This is a genomic window from Butyrivibrio sp. NC3005, from assembly GCF_000424545.1.
Classification (GTDB): domain Bacteria; phylum Bacillota; class Clostridia; order Lachnospirales; family Lachnospiraceae; genus Butyrivibrio.
On record NZ_KE384206.1, the window covers coordinates 126,819 to 146,315 of the forward strand.

General features: G+C 33.3%; 22 protein-coding genes. 9 read left to right on the forward strand and 13 right to left on the reverse strand.

All coding sequences use genetic code 11. The features are described 5' to 3' along the window. The first annotated feature begins 412 nt into the window (after nt 1-412). The 9 genes from rplU to G634_RS0115485 all read left to right on the forward strand — a co-directional run bounded on the left by rplU (nt 413) and on the right by G634_RS0115485 (nt 5,579). Nucleotides 413-721, forward strand: a complete 309-nt coding sequence (gene rplU, locus G634_RS0115445; protein ID WP_026506013.1) for a 50S ribosomal protein L21 — start codon at nt 413-415, stop codon at nt 719-721. 48 nt (nt 722-769) lie between these two features. Beyond that, the gene (locus tag G634_RS0115450) at nt 770-1,108 is read left to right on the forward strand and encodes a ribosomal-processing cysteine protease Prp (protein WP_026506014.1); all 339 of its coding nucleotides are present in this window, start codon (nt 770-772) and stop codon (nt 1,106-1,108) included. A 4-nt stretch (nt 1,109-1,112) separates the two neighbouring features. Next, the gene (gene rpmA, locus G634_RS0115455) at nt 1,113-1,403 is read left to right on the forward strand and encodes a 50S ribosomal protein L27 (RefSeq protein ID WP_026506015.1); all 291 of its coding nucleotides are present in this window, start codon (nt 1,113-1,115) and stop codon (nt 1,401-1,403) included. 163 nt (nt 1,404-1,566) lie between these two features. After that, nucleotides 1,567-2,976 carry a GTPase ObgE gene (gene obgE / locus G634_RS19630; RefSeq protein WP_081676674.1) on the forward strand — a complete coding sequence of 470 codons (1,410 nt, stop codon included), beginning with the start codon at nt 1,567-1,569 and terminating at the stop codon, nt 2,974-2,976. A gap of 62 nt (nt 2,977-3,038) precedes the next feature. Then, nucleotides 3,039-3,338 (forward strand): YhbY family RNA-binding protein, encoded by a 300-nt coding sequence (locus G634_RS0115465; protein ID WP_026506016.1) that lies wholly within the window; start codon nt 3,039-3,041, stop codon nt 3,336-3,338. Between the two features lie 137 nt (nt 3,339-3,475). After that, nucleotides 3,476-4,132: a nicotinate-nucleotide adenylyltransferase gene (gene nadD, locus G634_RS19635; RefSeq protein ID WP_051234123.1), complete on the forward strand. Its 657-nt coding sequence runs from the start codon at nt 3,476-3,478 to the stop codon at nt 4,130-4,132. Nucleotides 4,133-4,212: 80 nt separating this feature from the next. Then, complete coding sequence (gene yqeK, locus G634_RS0115475; RefSeq protein ID WP_026506017.1) at nt 4,213-4,821, forward strand: bis(5'-nucleosyl)-tetraphosphatase (symmetrical) YqeK; 609 nt, start codon at nt 4,213-4,215, stop codon at nt 4,819-4,821. After that, nucleotides 4,818-5,171 carry a ribosome silencing factor gene (gene rsfS, locus G634_RS0115480; RefSeq protein ID WP_026506018.1) on the forward strand — a complete coding sequence of 118 codons (354 nt, stop codon included), beginning with the start codon at nt 4,818-4,820 and terminating at the stop codon, nt 5,169-5,171. The genes yqeK and rsfS overlap by 4 nt, the downstream gene beginning before the upstream one ends. Before the next feature lie 108 nt (nt 5,172-5,279). Then, a complete protein-coding gene (locus tag G634_RS0115485; RefSeq protein ID WP_026506019.1) occupies nt 5,280-5,579 on the forward strand; it encodes a hypothetical protein in 300 nt (99 codons plus the stop codon). Between the two features lie 71 nt (nt 5,580-5,650). Here the strand turns inward: G634_RS0115485 and G634_RS0115490 are convergent, their stop codons facing one another. From G634_RS0115490 to mreD, 13 genes are all read right to left on the reverse strand, one after another. Then, nucleotides 5,651-6,724: a tyrosine-type recombinase/integrase gene (locus G634_RS0115490; RefSeq protein WP_026506020.1), complete on the reverse strand. Its 1,074-nt coding sequence runs from the start codon at nt 6,722-6,724 to the stop codon at nt 5,651-5,653. Between the two features lie 283 nt (nt 6,725-7,007). Beyond that, the gene (locus G634_RS0115495; protein WP_026506021.1) at nt 7,008-7,646 is read right to left on the reverse strand and encodes a cytidylate kinase-like family protein; all 639 of its coding nucleotides are present in this window, start codon (nt 7,644-7,646) and stop codon (nt 7,008-7,010) included. A 118-nt stretch (nt 7,647-7,764) separates the two neighbouring features. Beyond that, the gene (locus tag G634_RS0115500) at nt 7,765-8,673 is read right to left on the reverse strand and encodes an RluA family pseudouridine synthase (RefSeq protein ID WP_035800413.1); all 909 of its coding nucleotides are present in this window, start codon (nt 8,671-8,673) and stop codon (nt 7,765-7,767) included. Nucleotides 8,674-8,787: 114 nt separating this feature from the next. After that, nucleotides 8,788-9,327 carry a signal peptidase II gene (gene lspA, locus G634_RS0115505; protein ID WP_051234127.1) on the reverse strand — a complete coding sequence of 180 codons (540 nt, stop codon included), beginning with the start codon at nt 9,325-9,327 and terminating at the stop codon, nt 8,788-8,790. A 3-nt stretch (nt 9,328-9,330) separates the two neighbouring features. Then, nucleotides 9,331-10,434, reverse strand: coding sequence for a 3-dehydroquinate synthase (aroB, locus tag G634_RS0115510; RefSeq protein WP_026506024.1), 1,104 nt, complete (start codon nt 10,432-10,434; stop codon nt 9,331-9,333). A 194-nt stretch (nt 10,435-10,628) separates the two neighbouring features. Next, nucleotides 10,629-11,186: a cell division protein SepF gene (locus tag G634_RS19640; RefSeq protein WP_051234129.1), complete on the reverse strand. Its 558-nt coding sequence runs from the start codon at nt 11,184-11,186 to the stop codon at nt 10,629-10,631. Nucleotides 11,187-11,361: 175 nt separating this feature from the next. Then, a complete protein-coding gene (locus tag G634_RS0115520; RefSeq protein WP_242826830.1) occupies nt 11,362-12,765 on the reverse strand; it encodes an HlyD family efflux transporter periplasmic adaptor subunit in 1,404 nt (467 codons plus the stop codon). Nucleotides 12,766-12,855: 90 nt separating this feature from the next. Next, nucleotides 12,856-13,275, reverse strand: coding sequence for a hypothetical protein (locus tag G634_RS0115525; protein WP_026506026.1), 420 nt, complete (start codon nt 13,273-13,275; stop codon nt 12,856-12,858). A 173-nt stretch (nt 13,276-13,448) separates the two neighbouring features. Then, complete coding sequence (locus tag G634_RS0115530) at nt 13,449-14,414, reverse strand: D-alanyl-D-alanine carboxypeptidase family protein (protein ID WP_026506027.1); 966 nt, start codon at nt 14,412-14,414, stop codon at nt 13,449-13,451. Then, the gene (gene mgsA, locus G634_RS0115535) at nt 14,398-14,793 is read right to left on the reverse strand and encodes a methylglyoxal synthase (protein ID WP_026506028.1); all 396 of its coding nucleotides are present in this window, start codon (nt 14,791-14,793) and stop codon (nt 14,398-14,400) included. Before mgsA ends, G634_RS0115530 begins: the two co-directional genes overlap by 17 nt. 217 nt (nt 14,794-15,010) lie before the next feature. After that, the gene (locus G634_RS0115540; protein WP_026506029.1) at nt 15,011-16,123 is read right to left on the reverse strand and encodes an FtsW/RodA/SpoVE family cell cycle protein; all 1,113 of its coding nucleotides are present in this window, start codon (nt 16,121-16,123) and stop codon (nt 15,011-15,013) included. Between the two features lie 10 nt (nt 16,124-16,133). Further along, nucleotides 16,134-18,983 (reverse strand): penicillin-binding transpeptidase domain-containing protein, encoded by a 2,850-nt coding sequence (locus G634_RS0115545; protein WP_026506030.1) that lies wholly within the window; start codon nt 18,981-18,983, stop codon nt 16,134-16,136. Next, nucleotides 18,976-19,494 (reverse strand): rod shape-determining protein MreD, encoded by a 519-nt coding sequence (mreD, locus tag G634_RS0115550; RefSeq protein WP_026506031.1) that lies wholly within the window; start codon nt 19,492-19,494, stop codon nt 18,976-18,978. Before mreD ends, G634_RS0115545 begins: the two co-directional genes overlap by 8 nt. Nucleotides 19,495-19,497: the final 3 nt, after the last annotated feature.

The following is a 19,497-nucleotide window of genomic DNA, read 5'->3' on the forward strand; positions in this document are numbered from 1 at the left end:
TCCTTCATGAAAAAAACTATAGAAAATAGCCGCGTGCCGTGAGACGATAAAAGAATGAATTTGTGAGGAATACTATTGATTGGTTTAGAATTTCGCAGTAAAAATCTAAACCAATCAACAATTGCATCAGTTCTTTCATCATATCATTTTGCAGACTACGTAAGAACGTTATCTGCTATTTATGAACAAGAAAACAGTGTAATGGCAATTATTTTGGACATATCATGCCTACAGTTTATAATTTTACCATATAATAAAAGAAATTTCCAAAGATATTATAAAAAAAATCAAAAGTTATTGACAAACTCTAATGACTGACTTATTATAATTGAGTATGCCGCTTAACGAGGTTTAAGTATACTAAAATAGTATCACCATAGTTAGCGAGTTTTTTTGAAGAAGGAGGTTACTTATGTACGCAATTATTGTTACAGGTGGTAAGCAGTACAAAGTTTCCGAGGGTGATGTAATCAACGTTGAGAAGCTTGAAGCTGCAGCTGACGAAAAGGTTACATTTGACCAGGTTCTTGCTGTAAATGATGACAAGGAGCTTAAGGTTGCTGGAGATGTAGCATCTGCAAAGGTAGAGGCTACTGTTGTAAAGCAGGCTCGTGCAAAGAAGGTTATCGTTTATAAGTTCAAGCCAAAGACAGGTTATCACAAGAAGAACGGTCACAGACAGGCTTATACACAGGTTAAGATTGAAAAGATTTCTCTCTAATTTCTGGAGCATGTCTAGGTTTTAAAATCATACTGGAAGACAGATATTATGACAAACATTACTATTCAGAAAAATGCCAAAGGATGGTATAAAGGATTTTCCTGCAATGGACATTCAGGATTTAGTTATGAAGGAATGGATATTGTCTGTGCGGCAATTTCAATGCTGACTATAAATACCATCAATTCAATTGAAGAATTGTGTGGCGATTTAATGGATGTAGAAGCGGATGAAGAGCAGGGATTTATATCTTGTAAGTTCAAATCCGGAGTTAGTGATATTTCTGACGAAGCAACGCTTCTTATGAAATCATTCGAACTCGGTGTCACCTCTGTGTTTAAGCAGTATGGAGAACAGTATTTGAACATTAAATTTGAGGAGGTCTAGAGCTATGTTACAGATGAACCTTCAATTTTTTGCTCATAAGAAGGGTGTCGGATCCACAAAGAACGGTCGTGATTCCGAATCCAAGAGATTAGGAGCAAAGAGAGCTGATGGTCAGTTCGTAAAAGCTGGTAACATTCTTTACAGACAGCGTGGAACACACATTCACCCTGGCGTTAATGTAGGAATCGGTAAGGATGATACATTATTCGCACTTGTTGACGGCGTTCTAAGATTTGAGCGTAAGGGTAGAGACAAGAAGCAGGCTAGTGTTCACCCAGTTGTTGCTAAAGATTGATTAGCAATTTTAAATTGAACTCGAGGGGACTTCAAACAATAAGTTTGAAGTCCCTTTTTAATCGAATACACTCACAGGCTGTATTTACACAGTCCATCATTGAACTGACAGGAATGGCTCAGCATTTTTGCGAAGCTGTGAGGAAAGTCAGAACGGAGATAAAATGCCACAATTTGTAGATCAGGCTAGGATTTTTATTAAAAGTGGAAAAGGCGGCGACGGCCATGTTTCTTTTAGAAGAGAAAAATTTGTCGCAAGCGGCGGCCCAAATGGCGGAGATGGCGGTAAAGGTGGAGATGTCGTTGTAGTTGTTGACAACGGTCTTAATACGCTTTCTGATTACCATTTTGGTGGAAAATATAAAGCTGAAAATGGTGATGAAGGCGGTCAGAATCGCTGTACAGGTAAAAGTGGTGCCGATATTATTCTTAAAGTTCCAGAAGGAACTGTCATTAAAGAAGCTTCAAGCAAAAAAATAATAGCAGATATGTCTGGTGATAATAAGCGCGTAGTATTGCTTAAAGGTGGCCGTGGCGGAAACGGAAATATGCATTACGCCACATCTACTATGCAAGCCCCAAAGTATGCTCAACCTGGTCAGCCAGCTAAGGAACTCGAAATCATACTTGAACTTAAGGTTATAGCTGATGTTGGTCTTGCAGGTTTTCCAAATGTTGGTAAATCAACTTTTCTTTCCAAAGTTTCTAATGCAAAACCCAAGATTGCCAATTATCATTTCACAACATTAACACCTTCTTTGGGAGTGGTAGATCTTCCAGATGCAAAGGGTTTTGTTGTAGCTGATATACCTGGACTTATAGAAGGTGCCGCTTCAGGTGCTGGACTTGGTCATGAATTCTTACGTCATATCGAAAGAACAAGGCTTATTATTCATGTAGTAGATGCAGCATCAACTGAAGGAAGAGATCCTATAGATGATATATATGCTATTAACAAGGAGCTTTCAAATTATAATGCTGATTTAGGACAGAAAACTCAAATTATAGCCGCAAATAAGCTCGATATGCTCTCTGAAGAAGACGCTAACAACATTGTAGAGAAGATTCGTAAAGAATTTGAACCAAAAGGAGTTAAGGTATTTCCTTTATCAACAATAACCGGAAAAGGACTTAAAGAACTTCTTTATTATGTGAGCCGTACATTAGTTGAAATGGGTGACAAACCTATGGTTTACGAACAGGAATTTGATCCGGAAGTAGAACTTGCAACTACTACAGAATCCTTCACTGTTACTTATGATTCCAAATCTCATGAGTATGTTGTAGAAGGACCAAAGATTGAAAAAATGCTTGGATATACAAATCTTGATTCAGAAAAAGGCTTTATTTTCTTCCAAAAATTCCTTGAAGATAATAAAATTCTTGATGAACTTGAAGCACTTAATATTCAAGAAGGTGATACTGTTCGTATGTATGGACTGGCATTCGACTATTTTAGAAATGCAGACACTATTAAACAGGCCGAAGAATCTTCAAATACTGATTTTAATGAAGAAAATTTCGGTGATGAAGATTTTGATAAAGAAGATTTTGATAATTCTGAGATTGATTAATGAATATAATAAATTCCCATTGCGTTTTACAATGATTTATCTTATTCAAGAAAGAAGGAAACATGGTTAACTTAACTAGCAAACAAAGAGCATATTTACGCAGTCTTGCAGCTGATGTAGATCCTATTTTTCAGATTGGAAAAAGCGCAGTTTCCCCTGAAGTTACTGAAGCAGTAAGCGAATCCTTTAATAATAGAGAACTGGTAAAGATTTCTATTTTAAAAAACTGTCCAGAAGATGTTAAAACAGCTGCAAATATGATTGCAGATCGTACTCGTTCCACGCTTGTAGCTGTAACCGGAAGAAAGGTTGTTCTATATAAACAGTTTCATGAAAAGCCTGAAATAAAACTTCCACGATAATAAAATAAGTAATTTTCCCGATATATTATATGTAGGAAGCTAAAATCATTGTTACCAAATACAATTATTATAGACAACTACAAGTAAAAAGACTAGACCAAGCCTTTGAAGCAGTATAGAATCACAGAGGATATGATATGAGTAATAAAAAGATTGGTATAATGGGTGGAACTTTTAATCCGATTCACAATGCTCATTTATACATGGCAGAACAGGCAAGAGAGCAGTTTCACTTAGATAGAGTTATTTTTATTCCAAGTGGATTTTCATACTTTAAGCAAGGTATGGAAATCCCTGACGGATCAATCAGGTATCAACTTGTAAAAAAGGCTGTTGAATCAAATCCTTATTTCACTGTATCTCGGATTGAAATAGACAGACCAGGTGACACCTATACAATTGAAACTTTGGAACAGCTTTCTGACATGTACCCAGGTGATGACTTATACTTTATAATGGGTGCTGATTCAGTGAATTCACTAGATAAATGGGTTCGTTTCACTGATATTCTTGAAATTTGTACGATTTTAGCTGCTGTGCGAAATGATACGGACGAAAAAACGCTTGTTAAAAAAATTGAAGAATTAAAAAGTATCGTTCCAAGTGCAGATATAAGGATGATTAGAACAGGACGACTTGATATTAGTTCTACGATGATTAGAGAAAAAATACACAATAAACAATCCGTTCGATACTTGCTTCCGGAGGAATGTTTAGAGTATATTGTAATGAATAATTTATATGCAGAAGACAATCAGATTTCATTAAATTCTGACGATGTTAAAATATATTGAAAACATTACATACAAAAAATATATATATGTTATCTTAATCATAGAACCGACAAAAATCATCACAACCAGGAGAAACTATAATGTCAGACAGTATTTTGGAAAAATCACAACAGTTACGCATCGAAATGGAAAAGACTTTAAAAAAGAACCGTTTTGATCATACGCTTGGTGTAGCATATACAGCTGCAAATATGGCTTTTGTGTTTGATGAAGATGTTGAAAAAGCATTAGTCGCAGGAATGCTTCATGATTGTGCAAAATGTCTTCCTCATGAAAAACAGATTTCAATCTGCAATAAGTATCATGTTGAACTAACAGATATAGAGTTAAGGAATCAAAAACTCATTCACGCGAAAGCTGGCATGTGTCTTGCACAGTATAAATATGGAATCACTGACTACTATATCTTAGATGCTATACGTTATCATACAACAGGTCGTCCAAATATGACCAAGTTAGATAAAATTATCTTTACCGCTGATTATATTGAGCCAAATAGAGCACCACTACCAGAAATTGAAAGCATTAGAAAAGAAGCTTTAAGTGATATCGATAAAGCTGTATGGCATATTTTACATAATACACTAACTTACCTCGAGTCAGAAGATTTCGAAGAAGATCCTATGACAAAAGTAACATATGATTTTTATAATGATATTATTTTAGGAAGGAACACCTCTGATTTATGAGTTTTGTAACAGAAAAATCAAAAGAAATGGCAAAGCTTGCAGTTTCAGCACTTGAAGATGTAAAAGGACAAGATATCAAGGTTTTAGATATCAGTGAAGTATCTGTAATGTCTGATTTATTCATAATCGCTAATGGTACGAATAAAAACCAGATTAATGCTTTAAAAAACAGGGTTGATGAAATTCTTGGACACGCCGGATATTTTGTAAATTATATTGAAGGACATAATAATTCTAACTGGATTCTAATGGATTATGGAGATATTGTAATTCACATTTTCGATGATGAAAGTAGAAAATATTATGATTTGGAACGAATTTGGAGAGATGCCAAAGAATTTGAGTTCTAATTTATTATTTCTTTATCATTTTAAGCCTTTTTTCTTATTTTTTTTTGAATAATATACCGAAAAATATAGTGTGCGAATGAGTTTAAAAATATGTAAGGAGAAAGCAGTATGAGCGAAAATGAAATAAATGATTATATATTTAAGATAGAGGTTAGAAATCAATCTGATGGTAATTCATGCCTGAATCTTAAATTTGGTTCACAATTCACGCAATCCGATGACAATGGAATGATTCAACACGGAAGCTATACTTTATACAATATTGCTAGAAACATTACTGATATACGTTTAAGAGAAAAAGGTATAGAAATGGATAAATCTAGCGAAGAGTATAAAAATCGAATCATTGATACCATAAATGAGATATCAGACCAATCTGTTGAAATTGTTGATAGTTGTGAAGAATAAAAGAGCATTTATTTATTAATCAAAAAGCCATGATTTTAGGTAAAACCATTAAAATTATGGCTTTTTGATTGTTATTCGTTCTCTTCACGTAAATGGATAATTCTGGCAGCCTTTCTTCGGTTGGCATCTTGCATAGCCGCATAGTGTTTTCTTGTAGTATTAACATCTTTGTGACCAAGCACATCAGCTACAAGATAAATATCACCTGTTTCATTATAAAGATTTGTACCAAAAGTGCTTCTAAGCTTATGAGGTGTAATTTTCTTTAGAGTAGTTACAGTCTTAGCATACTTTTTAACGAGATTTTCGACAGCTCTAACTGTAATTCGGCGATTTTGAATCGACAAAAAAAGAGCATCTTCATGTCCTGATAAAGCAACAATTTTATTTCTTTCTAAGAGATAAACTCTAAGTGCAGACTCAACCTCATCACCAAAATAAACAATAGATTCATTTCCACCTTTTCTATGAACTCTAATACCATTAGTATCGAAATTTATATCACTAAGATCAAGACCAACACACTCAGAAACACGTATACCTGTTCCAAGAAGGAGAGTAATAAGAGCAACATCTCTATTTCTGGTAAGCTTATGGTAAGCCTTCTGGCGCTTGGTAAGCCCTTCGCCCTCCTCAACTTTATCAAGCATTATAGCCACTTCATTAGGTTCTAATCTGATAATTTCCTTGTCATGAAGTTTAGGAGTATTAACTTTAGAAGCTGGATTTGTCTCAATTTTATCCATTTTAAAGAAGTAATTATACATGGAACGAAGAGCAGAAACTTTACGTTTCTTGCCATTTTCTCCATTAGTAAACTCCATACCATCTTTATCATACAAAGTAACATATTCTAGATATTCATCCAAATCATCGCGTTTAATCTGATCTAGGACATCAATAGGAAAATCCTTAATGTCAATCTTAGATAAAACAGGATTTATTTCATGTAAATATTCAAAAAAAATTCGAAGATCATATGCGTAACCAAGTCTTGTTCTTACAGCAGCAGTATTTGAAATAGAACGAAAATAACTTTTGCAAAAAGATGGTAACGTTTCAATAACTGCACGCAATTTTTGAATATTTTCTTTATCTTGTTCCTCAAAATAGCGTTGATTGTCTGAATTAATATTTGACTGCATAAAACCTCCGGTTATAAAAATCAAGCAAAGTCATTTATCTATGATTCATAAGTTCATCAAAATAAAACAAAAACTCTTTTAAAATATAGATTTTTTAAAAGATGATAAAATATTGAGAAAAGCACAACTTATACCAAACTATTCGAAAAACCTGTGTTTTGCGAATAGTTTGGTATAAGTTAAACAACACTCTTTTGCAGGCATTGTTTAACTTATACCACTCTTATTATAAAATCAAGCCAAGTCATTTATCTATAGTTCATCAATTTTAAAAGAAAGCATATTAATAATTTTTTCTTGTTTCTTCTATTTTATTGACATAATCAATAATAAAATCTGCAGTAGCTTCATCTGAAACAATTCCAGCTCTGACTGTTAAATCATAGCTGTCACAAGCTGCCCATTTCTTGGACGTATAATAATTATAATAGCTTTTACGCTGTTTATCTTTCTTAAGAAACATATCTCTAGCCTTTTCGTCGCTTGTTATATCAGCATATCTGTTCTTTATACGGCGAATTTTTTCTTTTTCATCAGCTGTGATAAATATATTAACTACATTAGAGAAATCACTTAATGCATAATCAGCGCATCTTCCGATGATAACACATGGACCTTCCTTTGCAATTTTCTTAATGGTATCAAACTGGGCCAAAAAAACCTTATGACTAATTGGCATATCCATAAAACTTGAAGAGTTATAGCCAAATGAATATGTGTCCATAACAAGATTGTACAAAAAGGAATTAGTTGGTCTTTCATCGTGATTTTCAATCATCTCTTCGCAAAAACCACTTTCTTTTGCCACCCTTGCAATCAATTCCTTATCGTAATACTTCACATTACATTTTTTCGCAACAAGTTCCCCGATGGCTCTACCTCCCGAACCAAATTCTCTTCCTATCGTAATAATAGAATTCATAACACATATCCTCCTTTTATAGATAACGATATATGAAATAATATCTCAAACACTTCTAATTATAGATGAAAATCAAACTCAATTCAAGAATTGTCGCTATTCTTCAACAAATACATTACTATTTCAGTATTTCTAATAAATGTTCAAAATATTCAGGTAATGGAGCGTCTGTTTCGACATACTCTCCTGTTGTTGGATGCACAAAACCCAGTATTTTTGCATGAAGACACTGTCCTTCAAGCTTAAATTTTGTTTTTCTATTACCAGCATAAACCTCATCGCCAAGAAGTGGATGACCAATACTAGCCATATGCACTCTAATTTGATGCGTACGGCCTGTTTCTAGTTTGCATGCAATATATGTCATCTTATCAGTTGAAAATCGTTTTAGAACCTTATAGTGCGTCACAGCAGGCTTTCCATTCTTCTCATTAATAGCCATCTTTTTTCTATCTACAGTACTTCGTCCTATAGAGCCTTTAATAGTGCCCTCATCATTATCGATAATACCGTAAACTATAGCATGATATATTCTGTTAATACTATGATCCTTAAGCTGCTTTGCAATACTTTGATGAGATTTATCATTTTTACAGATAATAACAGATCCTGTTGTATCTTTATCAATGCGATGAACAATTCCAGGTCTTAGAACACCATTTATACCCGAAAGATTTCCCTTACAATGAAACAAAACAGCATTAACAAGCGTTCCACTACTATGCCCTGCAGCTGGATGTACTACCATATTCTTAGGCTTATTAATCACCAAAACATCATTATCTTCGTATAAAATATCTAGAGGAATATCTTCTTCCTCGACACTTAACTCCTGAACAGGCGGAAGTTCAAACTCAATTTCATCTCCTGCTGAAACGATAAAAGATCCTTTCAAAACTTCTTTTCCGTTAACAGTAACTTTTCCGTCTGAAATCAGATTTTTTAAATATGATCTAGAATGCTCTGAATATTGCAGACTAAGATATTTATCCAAACGAATTCCATCATTATTGTCAGATACAATCATAAAATTCAACTCCAAATTATTACTTTTAGCATGCATAAAGTCAAGTTGTTAGTATCAAATTAAAGTCATAAATTAATAATTTTCCTATTTAAATTTGATACTAACATCTTAAAATCACTTAATATCTCTAATCTTCTTTTGCTGTTTAAAACTTAAAAACTCAAAATCTTTTTCTTTATAATAAAAACAAATCATAAATGCAAAGACAAATGTCGCTACAGTAATATAAATATCTGCCACATTAAAAATCGGGAAATTAATTATTTTAAAATAGATAAAATCAACTACATAAGTTCCCTTTAATCTATCAATCATATTTCCAACAGCACCCGCGCTTATGCTGATTAGAAGGATATGTACAATATTGTATTTCTTATCATCTGGTATAAGAAACAATACATATGCTATTACTGCCAAAATCAGAATCGCAATTAAAATAAAAAACGCTTTTTGATTCTGCAGTACTCCAAAAGCTGCACCGTTATTTTCAAGATATTGAAGTTCAAGAATATCTTTTAAAAGATAAAAATTCTCTTTACCTTTCAAAAACTTCACAGCTAAATATTTAGTAAATTGATCAAAAAACACTAATAGTATGAGTAAAACTATATCAGCCAATAAAAAAACTTTCTTTCTCTTAGTTATTTGCGGCATATATTAATCCCCATTCTCCATATACAAAATTTCTTTTACTGCTTCACATATTTCTTCTTTAGTAACAGTTGTATCTATAAAAGCTTTGCCTATATCGTGCAAAAGAATGAAGCGAATTGTACCATTATCCACTTTTTTATCGCTCTTTATAAGCTCTGCAATCTGATTAGGCTCAATATTTTCGACAGAAATAGGAAGGTTAAAAGGAACAAACATATCTCTAATCTCGTAGCACGTACCTGTTTCAATCAAACCTTTTTTCATGGAAATGTACGCTGCAGCAATACTTCCAAGAGCAACACATTCGCCATGAAGAAGCTTGAAATTACTAGCCTTTTCAATAGCATGTCCTATTGTATGACCAAAGTTAAGAAGAGCACGCTCATTCTGCTCTTTTGGATCTTTCTCAACTACTTCCTTTTTGCATTCACAACTTCTATAAATCATATGAGTAAGAACTTCATTGTCTTTCTCCTGTATTTCATACATGTTTTCAATAAGCCAGAAATAAAACTCCTGGTCCATTATAAGACCATATTTCATAACTTCAGCAAATCCAGCAGCAAATTGACGATCATCAAGAGTTTTCAAAACTTCAGTATTTATATAAACAAGAGCAGGCATATAAAAAGCTCCTACCATGTTCTTGTATCCTTCAAAATCAACACCTGTTTTTCCTCCAATACTTGAATCTGTCTGAGCCAAAAGAGTCGTTGGAATTTGAATAAAAGCAATTCCTCGCAAATATGTACTTGCAGCGAAACCAGTAATATCTCCTACAACACCCCCGCCAAGTGCAACTAACAAATCATGTCTATCAAAATGATTTTCAATTAAGTAACCGTATATATTACGAACAGTATTAAGATTCTTATTATCTTCACCAGCTTCAATTTCAAATGCAAAAACTTTTCCAACGCTTTTTAAAAGGTCTCTAACGCAATCAAGATATAAAGGTCTTACATTTGAATCAGTAATGATGCAGATTTTTCTCTTAAGAAATCCTAATTCTCTAACCCTTGAAGCAAGCCCATCAAAATCATTTCTAAAAATAATGTCATAACAAGGCTTTTCTTCATAATTCACATTAAGTATTTGTTCTCCCATAAATAGCTCCTTTATTTAAACAGACGTTATACGAAAAACTCCTGTTTTGATTCAATATAAAAAGCGAAAAGCAAACTCAAAATTTGCCTTTCGCTTTTCAAAAGCGTAACTGTCATTAAATAATTGCGCCATGAACAGCTACAAAAAAGCAACATTGCTTTATTATTAGTCGTTGAAAATAACGCTGATGTTAGTTAGCTTAAGGTTGTATCAACCTGAAATGAAGCTTTCTTCTCATCTAACCCACCAATTAATTCCTGAAAATCACCAGAAACGTCAACAGTAGGTGGTGTAATTATGAAAATGAACTTAGAAATCTTTTGTAATGTGCCATTTATAGCAAATGTAGAACCAGATGCAAAATCAATAATACGCTGTGCAACATCAACATCTAAACCTTCTAAATTCAATACGACTGTGCGATTAGACAAAAGAGTTTCAGTTATAGCACCAGCCTCTTCAAAGGACTTAGGTTTAATAACACATACTTCCATACCACTATTATGCTCTAGTGCACTCAGTCCACCATTAGACTTCCTTGCTTTGGTACCAGACATTGTTCTAATCTGCGCTCCGCTTCTCTTAGAAAGCTTCTCCTCAGGAACCTCTATGGATGGATCATCTTTGCCAATTGGCTTAGTGTCTAATGCATTGGAACCCTTTTCATAGTAATCATCATCGCCATCATCATAATAATCATCATCTACGTCAGTCAACTTCATGGTCTTTAGTAAGCTGTCCATTATACTCATACTTTTCTCCTAACTCCACCATTGATTGAACTTTAGGCAGATCCCTCTAATAATTCGTTACCGATTTCCTTAAGTTATTTAATTCAGTAACAAAAATTTCACCTGAAAAACCAGATAAAATCCTCAACTACTACTATATTATCGTTTTTTTCAATGATAATGTCAATGTTTTTTCTCATTTTATTAATTCATCATCAACAACTGCTGATGCATCAAGAACAATGTAATCATAAACACTCAAACCATATTTAGTATTTGACTTAACAATTGAATACTCATCATTGGAATAACGCTTATCTCTAACAATTTCTTTAAAGTCAGCATATCCTTTATTGATATTATATACTCCATAAAGTGAATCAACTTTACTAACGGTAAAAGTCTGATCATTCGAAGGATTTAAGAGAATATCTCCTGTTCTTAATGAAGTTTTATCTATGTAGTATTCTTTTTCATTTTTTGACAAACCGCATATCTGAGCAGATACTTTTTCCTGCGATTCTGTACCATCGTCAGAAAAAGCTTTTCTATATACATATTGTTCGTTATCACTACTAACAACATAGTCTTTTGGAATCAAATAAAATTCTTTTTTTACAATTGCACTATTAGGTATTTTCAATCCTTTTTCTTGATTACTAATAATTTCAATTGATAAAAATCTGTCCGATGCAAAAGTTATCATAGAATTTGTAAATGTCAGCGCAACAAATGTTTCGCCATCCTTATTTGTAAAAGAAGATACTTCTCCCCATGCCTTAACCTGGTTTTTCAAAAAGCGGACCTGAACAAATTTTTCATCAACTAATTTTTTTGCAGTTTCTTCATCTGTATTAATCACAACCGACCAATCTTCTGATGTGACAAGTTTATATGCAGGATCATTTGCAGCAATTATCTCATTAGATCCAAAAACAGTTTTGTTATACTTTTCCTGATCAAAATAATCACTTTTCATATCTTTCAATGTTAAACCTTCATATCCATCAACTGAATACACTACAACTCCAGATGCAGGAGAATATTGATATGAAAAAGCTTGGGAAGATGCTTTTAAATCATCAATATTTTTTAAATAAAGACTATTAACAAGTTTTGAAACCGATCCCTGTATGCTATTTTTAAAATCATAAACCTGACTAAACTTTGAAGCTGAAAATGTTTCACAAAAACCTTCAATGTTATTCTGAATTGCTGAATAATCAGATTCTGATAAAGACATGCTATTATCTGCAGAACCAACATCTTTGCTCTGTGAAAGAGTATCTGATTCATCGACAACATAAACTAAATCTTTAGCTGCAACTTTTCTATCCTCTGTTGCAAAATAATAAACCGGACCTGCTACAGCATTAGGTACAGTCATTTCCTGTCTAAGTGCAATAGCTGTATAGATATTATTGGTCGAGATGGAGCCTTCAACCACTTCATATCCAACAATATGCTTCGTATGCGCATATTGCCAAATACAACTGCAAATATAAAATAATAAACCAGCGAAAATAAGGTAGCCGATATTAACAGCTTTTCGCCCGTCGTTCATACTTATTACATTATTTTTTTTTCGGGAAGAAGCCATCTCTACCTCCAATGTAATTATAAAAGCCGCGGCACAAGTCGCGGCTTCATAATTAATAATGTTATCAAAATAAAAAGCAATATATCAAAATCAAAGAGAGGTCACAACATTTTTACGAACTGACTCGGGTAGCTCAGTCTCATCCATTGAAATACTCAATATAAAATCGATATGGAAATTATCACTGAATTTTTCGAGTTTCTCGATAATAGGAAGAATACCACCTTCTCCTATTCCAGAGACATTTAGAAAACTATCTACATAAACTTGTTGCAAATCATGATCTTGAGAAATAATACCTGCTATAAAGCCTACAAACTCTTCTTCTGTATCAATCATAAAATCTGGAACTACAATAAGTCGAACCTTATTATTCAACTCATACATGTGGCTCGTATTCTTGTCAAGAAATACTACATCCCCCAAAATGCTCTTGACCTCGGAATTAACCTTTTCCAAGAGACATTTGGTCTTACCCTTTCCTTTCTTACCTACAATCAGCTGTACCATAAGCGTAACCTCCTTAAATTTGTTGATCACTTTCTTCTGTACGGATGCTTGAATACTAATAGGAAAAATGAGCGGATAAGACAAACCCTTCAAAATACTCTAACCAGGTTTTCGCTCCTACATAATACTATTATAAGTTTGTATGATAGAAAAAACAATATATATTTTCTTACTCACTGTTCAGCACAGCTAGCAAGAAGCTGTGTCATTTCATTGTACAGAGTATCTGTATCCTCAGCACGCATTACAACAGCGATATATGGGTTTCCGGATGAATCTTTTGCAAGCAAAATTAGACAGTGACCAGCAGCGTTCGTAGTACCTGTCTTGCCACCTATAACTGTAATATTAGTAGGTGCCTTCCTATCTCCTCGCAAAAAAGCATTTGTTGACTTAATATCAACTTTTTTTCCACTTCCATCAGCCTTGGTATATGTAGTTGAATACACCCCCATATTTATAATTTCTTGAAATGTATCATACTTCATGGCTTCATTAAAAATCAAATACATATCATATGCAGTAACATAGTGGTTTTCAGCTGTTAAGCCATGAGGATTTCTAAAATTACACCCAACCGCACCAATAGACCTCGCTTCTTGATTCATCATTTCTACGAAAGAATCCTCAGAACCACCTATATTCTCTGCGATAAGTTCTGCCGCATCATTAGCAGAATAAATAAGTAACAAATGTAAAGCCTGATCCAAAGTCATTGTATCGCCTTTAGACAGACCTATAAGTTGAGCTCCTGATTCTGAAATATTGACATTAGAGGAGGCGGTTAGCACTTTATCCAATGATCCATATTTCAAAGCTACAAGGGCAGTCATTATTTTTGTCAGAGAAGCAGGATTTATTCTTTCGTTAACATTAACTGCATAAAGGGTTTCTTTCTTATTTAAGTCAAATAACCCTGCGCATGAATTATTTGACATAGTAATACCCTCTTTAGGAATATCGCTTCCAACAACACATAAGTTTGATGAAAATGTCTCTAGTAGCTGTGTTCCTGCAACAGAATTAGTATTATCAGAAGAATATGGCATCTCATATGATGCGCTGTTACAACCACCAAGAAAAATGCTACTAAGTAAAAAAATTGAAATAAGAACTTTATGCTTATTTATACATCTCACGCCACTCAAGATCTCCTCTATCTAATGATTTAATCAAAAGTTCTGCTGAAGCTAAATTTGTTGCTACTGGAATATTATGTACATCACATAAATGCATAACATTTCCAACATCAGGTTCATGTGACTTCTGTGTCAAAGGATCTCTAAGAAATATAACTAAATCAATTTCATTGTGTTCAATTGCTGCACCGATTTGCTGCTCTCCACCCAAATGTCCTGCAAGAAACTTGTGAACACTTAAATTCGTTACTTCTTCGACTAGTCGGCCAGTTGTTCCTGTAGCATATAATTCATTTTTACTTAAAACTCCTCTATAGGCAATACAAAAATTCTGCATGAGTTTCTTCTTTGCATCATGTGCTATTAAAGCAATGTTCATTTTATTTCCCTCCATCTATATTCTAAAATTATATATAATCATTTCAAATTAATATAATTATGGTATCGTTTCCACTAAGGATTTTAACCTATTTTGAAATTATTTCAAGGAGCTAATCAAAACTTCTACATATTTTACAACAATATTATCAAAAATATGTGAATTTTTCAAAGTCATGACTTCTTATTTTTTCATCAGAAACTAACATTACTTCTTGTCATGAATATCGTCTTGTTTGTTGAAGTCCTACATTTAACACAAAACCAATTCCAATATATACACTAACAATTGATGTAAGACCACTACTTACTAAAGGTAGAGGAAGACCTGTATTAGGCATAGCTCCAGTTGCAACTGCAATATTCATAAAGCCTTGAAATCCTATCCATGCTCCGACTCCGGTTGCAATCAGCCTCCCCGACAAATCTTTTGCCTTCCCGGCAATCATTAAACATCTTAAAGAAATAATCAAAATAAGAGATACAACTACAATTCCTCCTATAAATCCAAACTCTTCGCCAATAACTGTGAATATAAAGTCAGTATCAGACTCAGAGATAAATCCGCCATTTAAAACAGAACTAATTTCATTTGTATTATAACCTTTTCCTTCAAGCTGTCCGGAACCAATAGCCATAATAGAATTCATAGTCTGATAAGCTGTTGTGCTGGCATAATCTTCTGGATGAAGCCATGCCAAGACTCTTTCTTGCTGATATTTCTTGACAATAGGACTATTAGGCATAATTACAAGATAAAAGCCAACAGCAAGTACCGGAATTGCAACAAGTAGAGTCATAGTTACAAGTTTGGAACTAATTCCAGATTCATATAATAGAGCCACAAATACAAGACAAATTAAAATACTAGTGGATAAATCGGGTTCTACCAAAACCAGCAAAAGAGGCGGTACAAAATAGAGGATACATGTAATTACATATTTTATAGTTTTTGCTTTTTTTCTGTTATCAAACATTAGTTTTGAAAAAAATAGAATTAGCAAGATTTTGGAAAATTCAGATGGCTGAAACATGAATCCTCCAATTCTCAGCCATCTTGTCGCACCATGTGACGATCTTCCCATTATTTTAACAGCAGCAAGCATCAAAATAGTAATCGAATAAAACACATAATTATACTTAATCACTTTTACATAATCAACAAAAGCTATAAAAAACATAACTATGGTACCAATTACTATACCCAATATTTGCTTGGATGTTAGTGTATTATTAGATGAGCTAACAGCTACTACACCAACAGCAGATAGTGCCCATGCCATTATAACTAACATAAAATCAAAATTTCGCAGCTTATATTTTTTATTCATATAACCCTCTTTAGTCGGCTCTTCCACCACCTTCTAGAGTCTTTGCTCCTCCTTTAAGAAGTTTTTCTCTAGATTCTTCATTGAAATAATAATCATATACATCTCTTGAAATTTGTGCAGCATAACTAGAAGAATAACCATAAGCCACTCGAGTAGTTACAGATATACAAGGTTGTTCATACGGAGCATAACTTACAAACAAAGCATGGTTAGCTCTATCATGTCTCTCTTCGGCTGTACCTGTCTTACCTGCTACATTTACTCCAAGATTTGCATATTCACTCCTTTTCTCAACAACGCCTCTCATACCAGCATGAATAGCATCCCAATATGCGCTAGGCATTTTTACCTTGTTTCTAACTGTTGCTTTGTTATCTTTTAACAATTTACCATTAGAATCTGTTGTTTTATCAATTAGTGTTAAATTAAAACATGTTCCACTGTTTGCAACAGTTGTTATATATCTAGAAAGCTGAACTGTAGTATACGCATTACTACCCTGTCCAATAGCAGATCTAACTGCATCTTCTTTAGAAACAGACGGTTCACTTTCTTCAATTTCTATTCCACTTTTCTCTGTAAGTCCATACAAGTTGGCATATTTCTTTAACTTTTCAAGACCTTTGTCAGAATTATAATTTCCTCCAACCGATCCAAGTCTATAACCAACTTCAAAGAAGAAATCGTTACAAGAATTAGTGATACCTCCAGATACATTTAAAGAACCATGTGCACGCGGATAAATCCAACATTTAGGCGCTGGATTAAATCTTGTAAAACTTCCTGTACATGTAATCGTTGATGTTGTAGAAATCACACCTTCCATAAGACCCGCTGTTGCTGACAATGGTTTAAAAGTTGATCCAGGAGCCGTCTTCTGCTGCGTTGCATAGTTGTACAATGGATTAGATAAATCAGCTCTAAGCTTTGCATAATACTTAGCATCTACTCCATTTGCCATTTTATTATTATCATAACCCGGATATGAAACAAGTGCTCTCACTTCACCTGTCTTAATATCTGTAATAACAATAGATCCACTACATGGATCAAGATTTAATTGTGCAGGTGTCAAATCAAGTTTCTGAATACGATTCATTATAAAAGTATATGCAGATTCGCTACCAGATTTCCACCTTGTAAGTTCAGCATCTGAAAGCTTTACAACTTTTTGATCAAGTAAAAGATTACAACAGTCAGTTGGACTTATTAAATCAGACTGTAAAATATATCTATACAGCATCTTACTAAAAGTAACATCATTTTCCAAAGTATTAATTAAATGATTGACAACTTGCAAGTACACTTCTTCTGAATCAGAATATTGTCCATCAAGCTCAAGCTTTGTAATATCAACCCAATTCATAGAAATAGCATAGTGTAAGTACTCATTTAAAGAAATACTTTCATTTTTGGCGTACTTAATATACGTTTCATCATGATAATCTTCATTTGTCAGAATTCCACTATTACGTAGAATTCCAGTAATATATGTCTCATAGTTTTGATATTCAAGCGGAAGTTTATTATATGCAGTTTTAGATGATGTCAATTCTTTTTTTAATGTAGAAAGAACATTTTTTTGTTTACCGGCAAATACTTTTGCAACTTTTTTTTCTGTTGCACTTGCATTTTTGTTATTAAACTTCTTTGTATCAATTACTGTATTCTCAAAAAGTTTATAGTAAACATCATAAACAGCTATCATGATATCACTTGATTTTGCTGTGGTTCCTACTTTTTTAGAATTAACAATTTTCCTCGACAAAATACCTGCAAGTCTTGATTCAAGAATATCATAAGCAGCTTCTTGCAAATCCTTATCTATTGTAAGATAAACATCATTTCCAGCAGATGGTTCAATATAGTTAGTGGTATCAAGAACCTGTCCAACTTTATCTACAAATAATGTTTCCGAACCTTTTTTTCCCTGCAAAGTTGTTTCCATTGCTGCTTCGATTCCTGATTTTCCAACGGTATCATTTCCATCATAATTGAGATTAGGATATTTTTCTCTTAAATCTTTAAGTTCAGTAGAAGATATTTTGCCTGTATATCCCAATATTTGAGCAAAATACTTAGAATCTACATACTTTCTTGCAGTTTTTTCATCTATACTTACACCTTCAAGGCAAGACTTATTCTCTTCAATATCAGATACAGTTTTATCAGATACATCTTCCGCAATAGTTGTGTCAATATACTTCTGATAACTGTTAAGACTCATATTATATCTTAATGTTACAAGCTGAAGAAATCTCTTTTTGCTATATCCTTTACCTGCAACAAAACTATTCTTATCATCAGGATTTATATACTCGCCGACTTCAAACTTTTTTCCCATATAGTTCATTACATCGTCAGCGGTTGAAGTTCTTTCATCATACTTCATTTTATCTATGGTTTTATATCCATAAATATCAGCCAAAAATCTCAGTTGCATTGTTCCTTCAACAGTGAATTCAAATTCATTATTTTCATTTAACTGAATACTTAAGTCATTTACAATTGCATCACCGTTCTTTTCAACAATGTCTACAACTGCATTAAGCGTAGCATTAATCTTTTTGCTACGCTGTGAACCACTTTCATATACATCTTCAATTACAACCGAGTTTGCAAGTTCATTATACGCAAGAAGATTTCCATTTTTATCATAAATATTTCCTCTTGCAGCCTGAATTTCTTTTTCTTTTTTTATTCTAAGCTGAAATGAATCCAAATATGCTTCACCTTTTATTATCTGCAAATCAAATAGTCTATAAACAAGACCACTCGCAATAAGTATCATCACTAGGCCAATAACTAAAAGGCGTGAAGTTAAAAACCTCGCAATGGCTTCTTTAATTTCATCAAACAAATTTTTTCGCGCTCCCTTGAATAATATCATCCACTTTCATATTGACTTTCAATATAACTGGATAAAGAAATACCGCAACAATTGATGTATATATTACTTCTGGCACAATAATATGAAGCAGATAATATCCAAATGCAAATCTAGATCTAAGCAAAAAGCTCAAAACATAGACCAGAAATCCGTAGCAAAAATCTACTCCTGTTATAACACCTAATGAAAATAACATATTTTCTGGAAAATAGATTTTATGAAAAATTCCACTTAGAAATCCTGCATACATATATAAAATTGCATAAAATCCAATAAAATTTCCAAAGAAAATATCCACTAACAATCCGCACACAAATCCAGCCAACAAACCATGTCTGTCACCACGCATAATACCTGATGAGACTGTAATTATAAGCAAACAATTCGGTACTATATCTCCAAACCTAAAATAAGAAAAAACGGTTGTCTGAAGCAAATAACAAACAAGAATCATCAGAAAAGTTGCAAGAAATTTCCTCATACA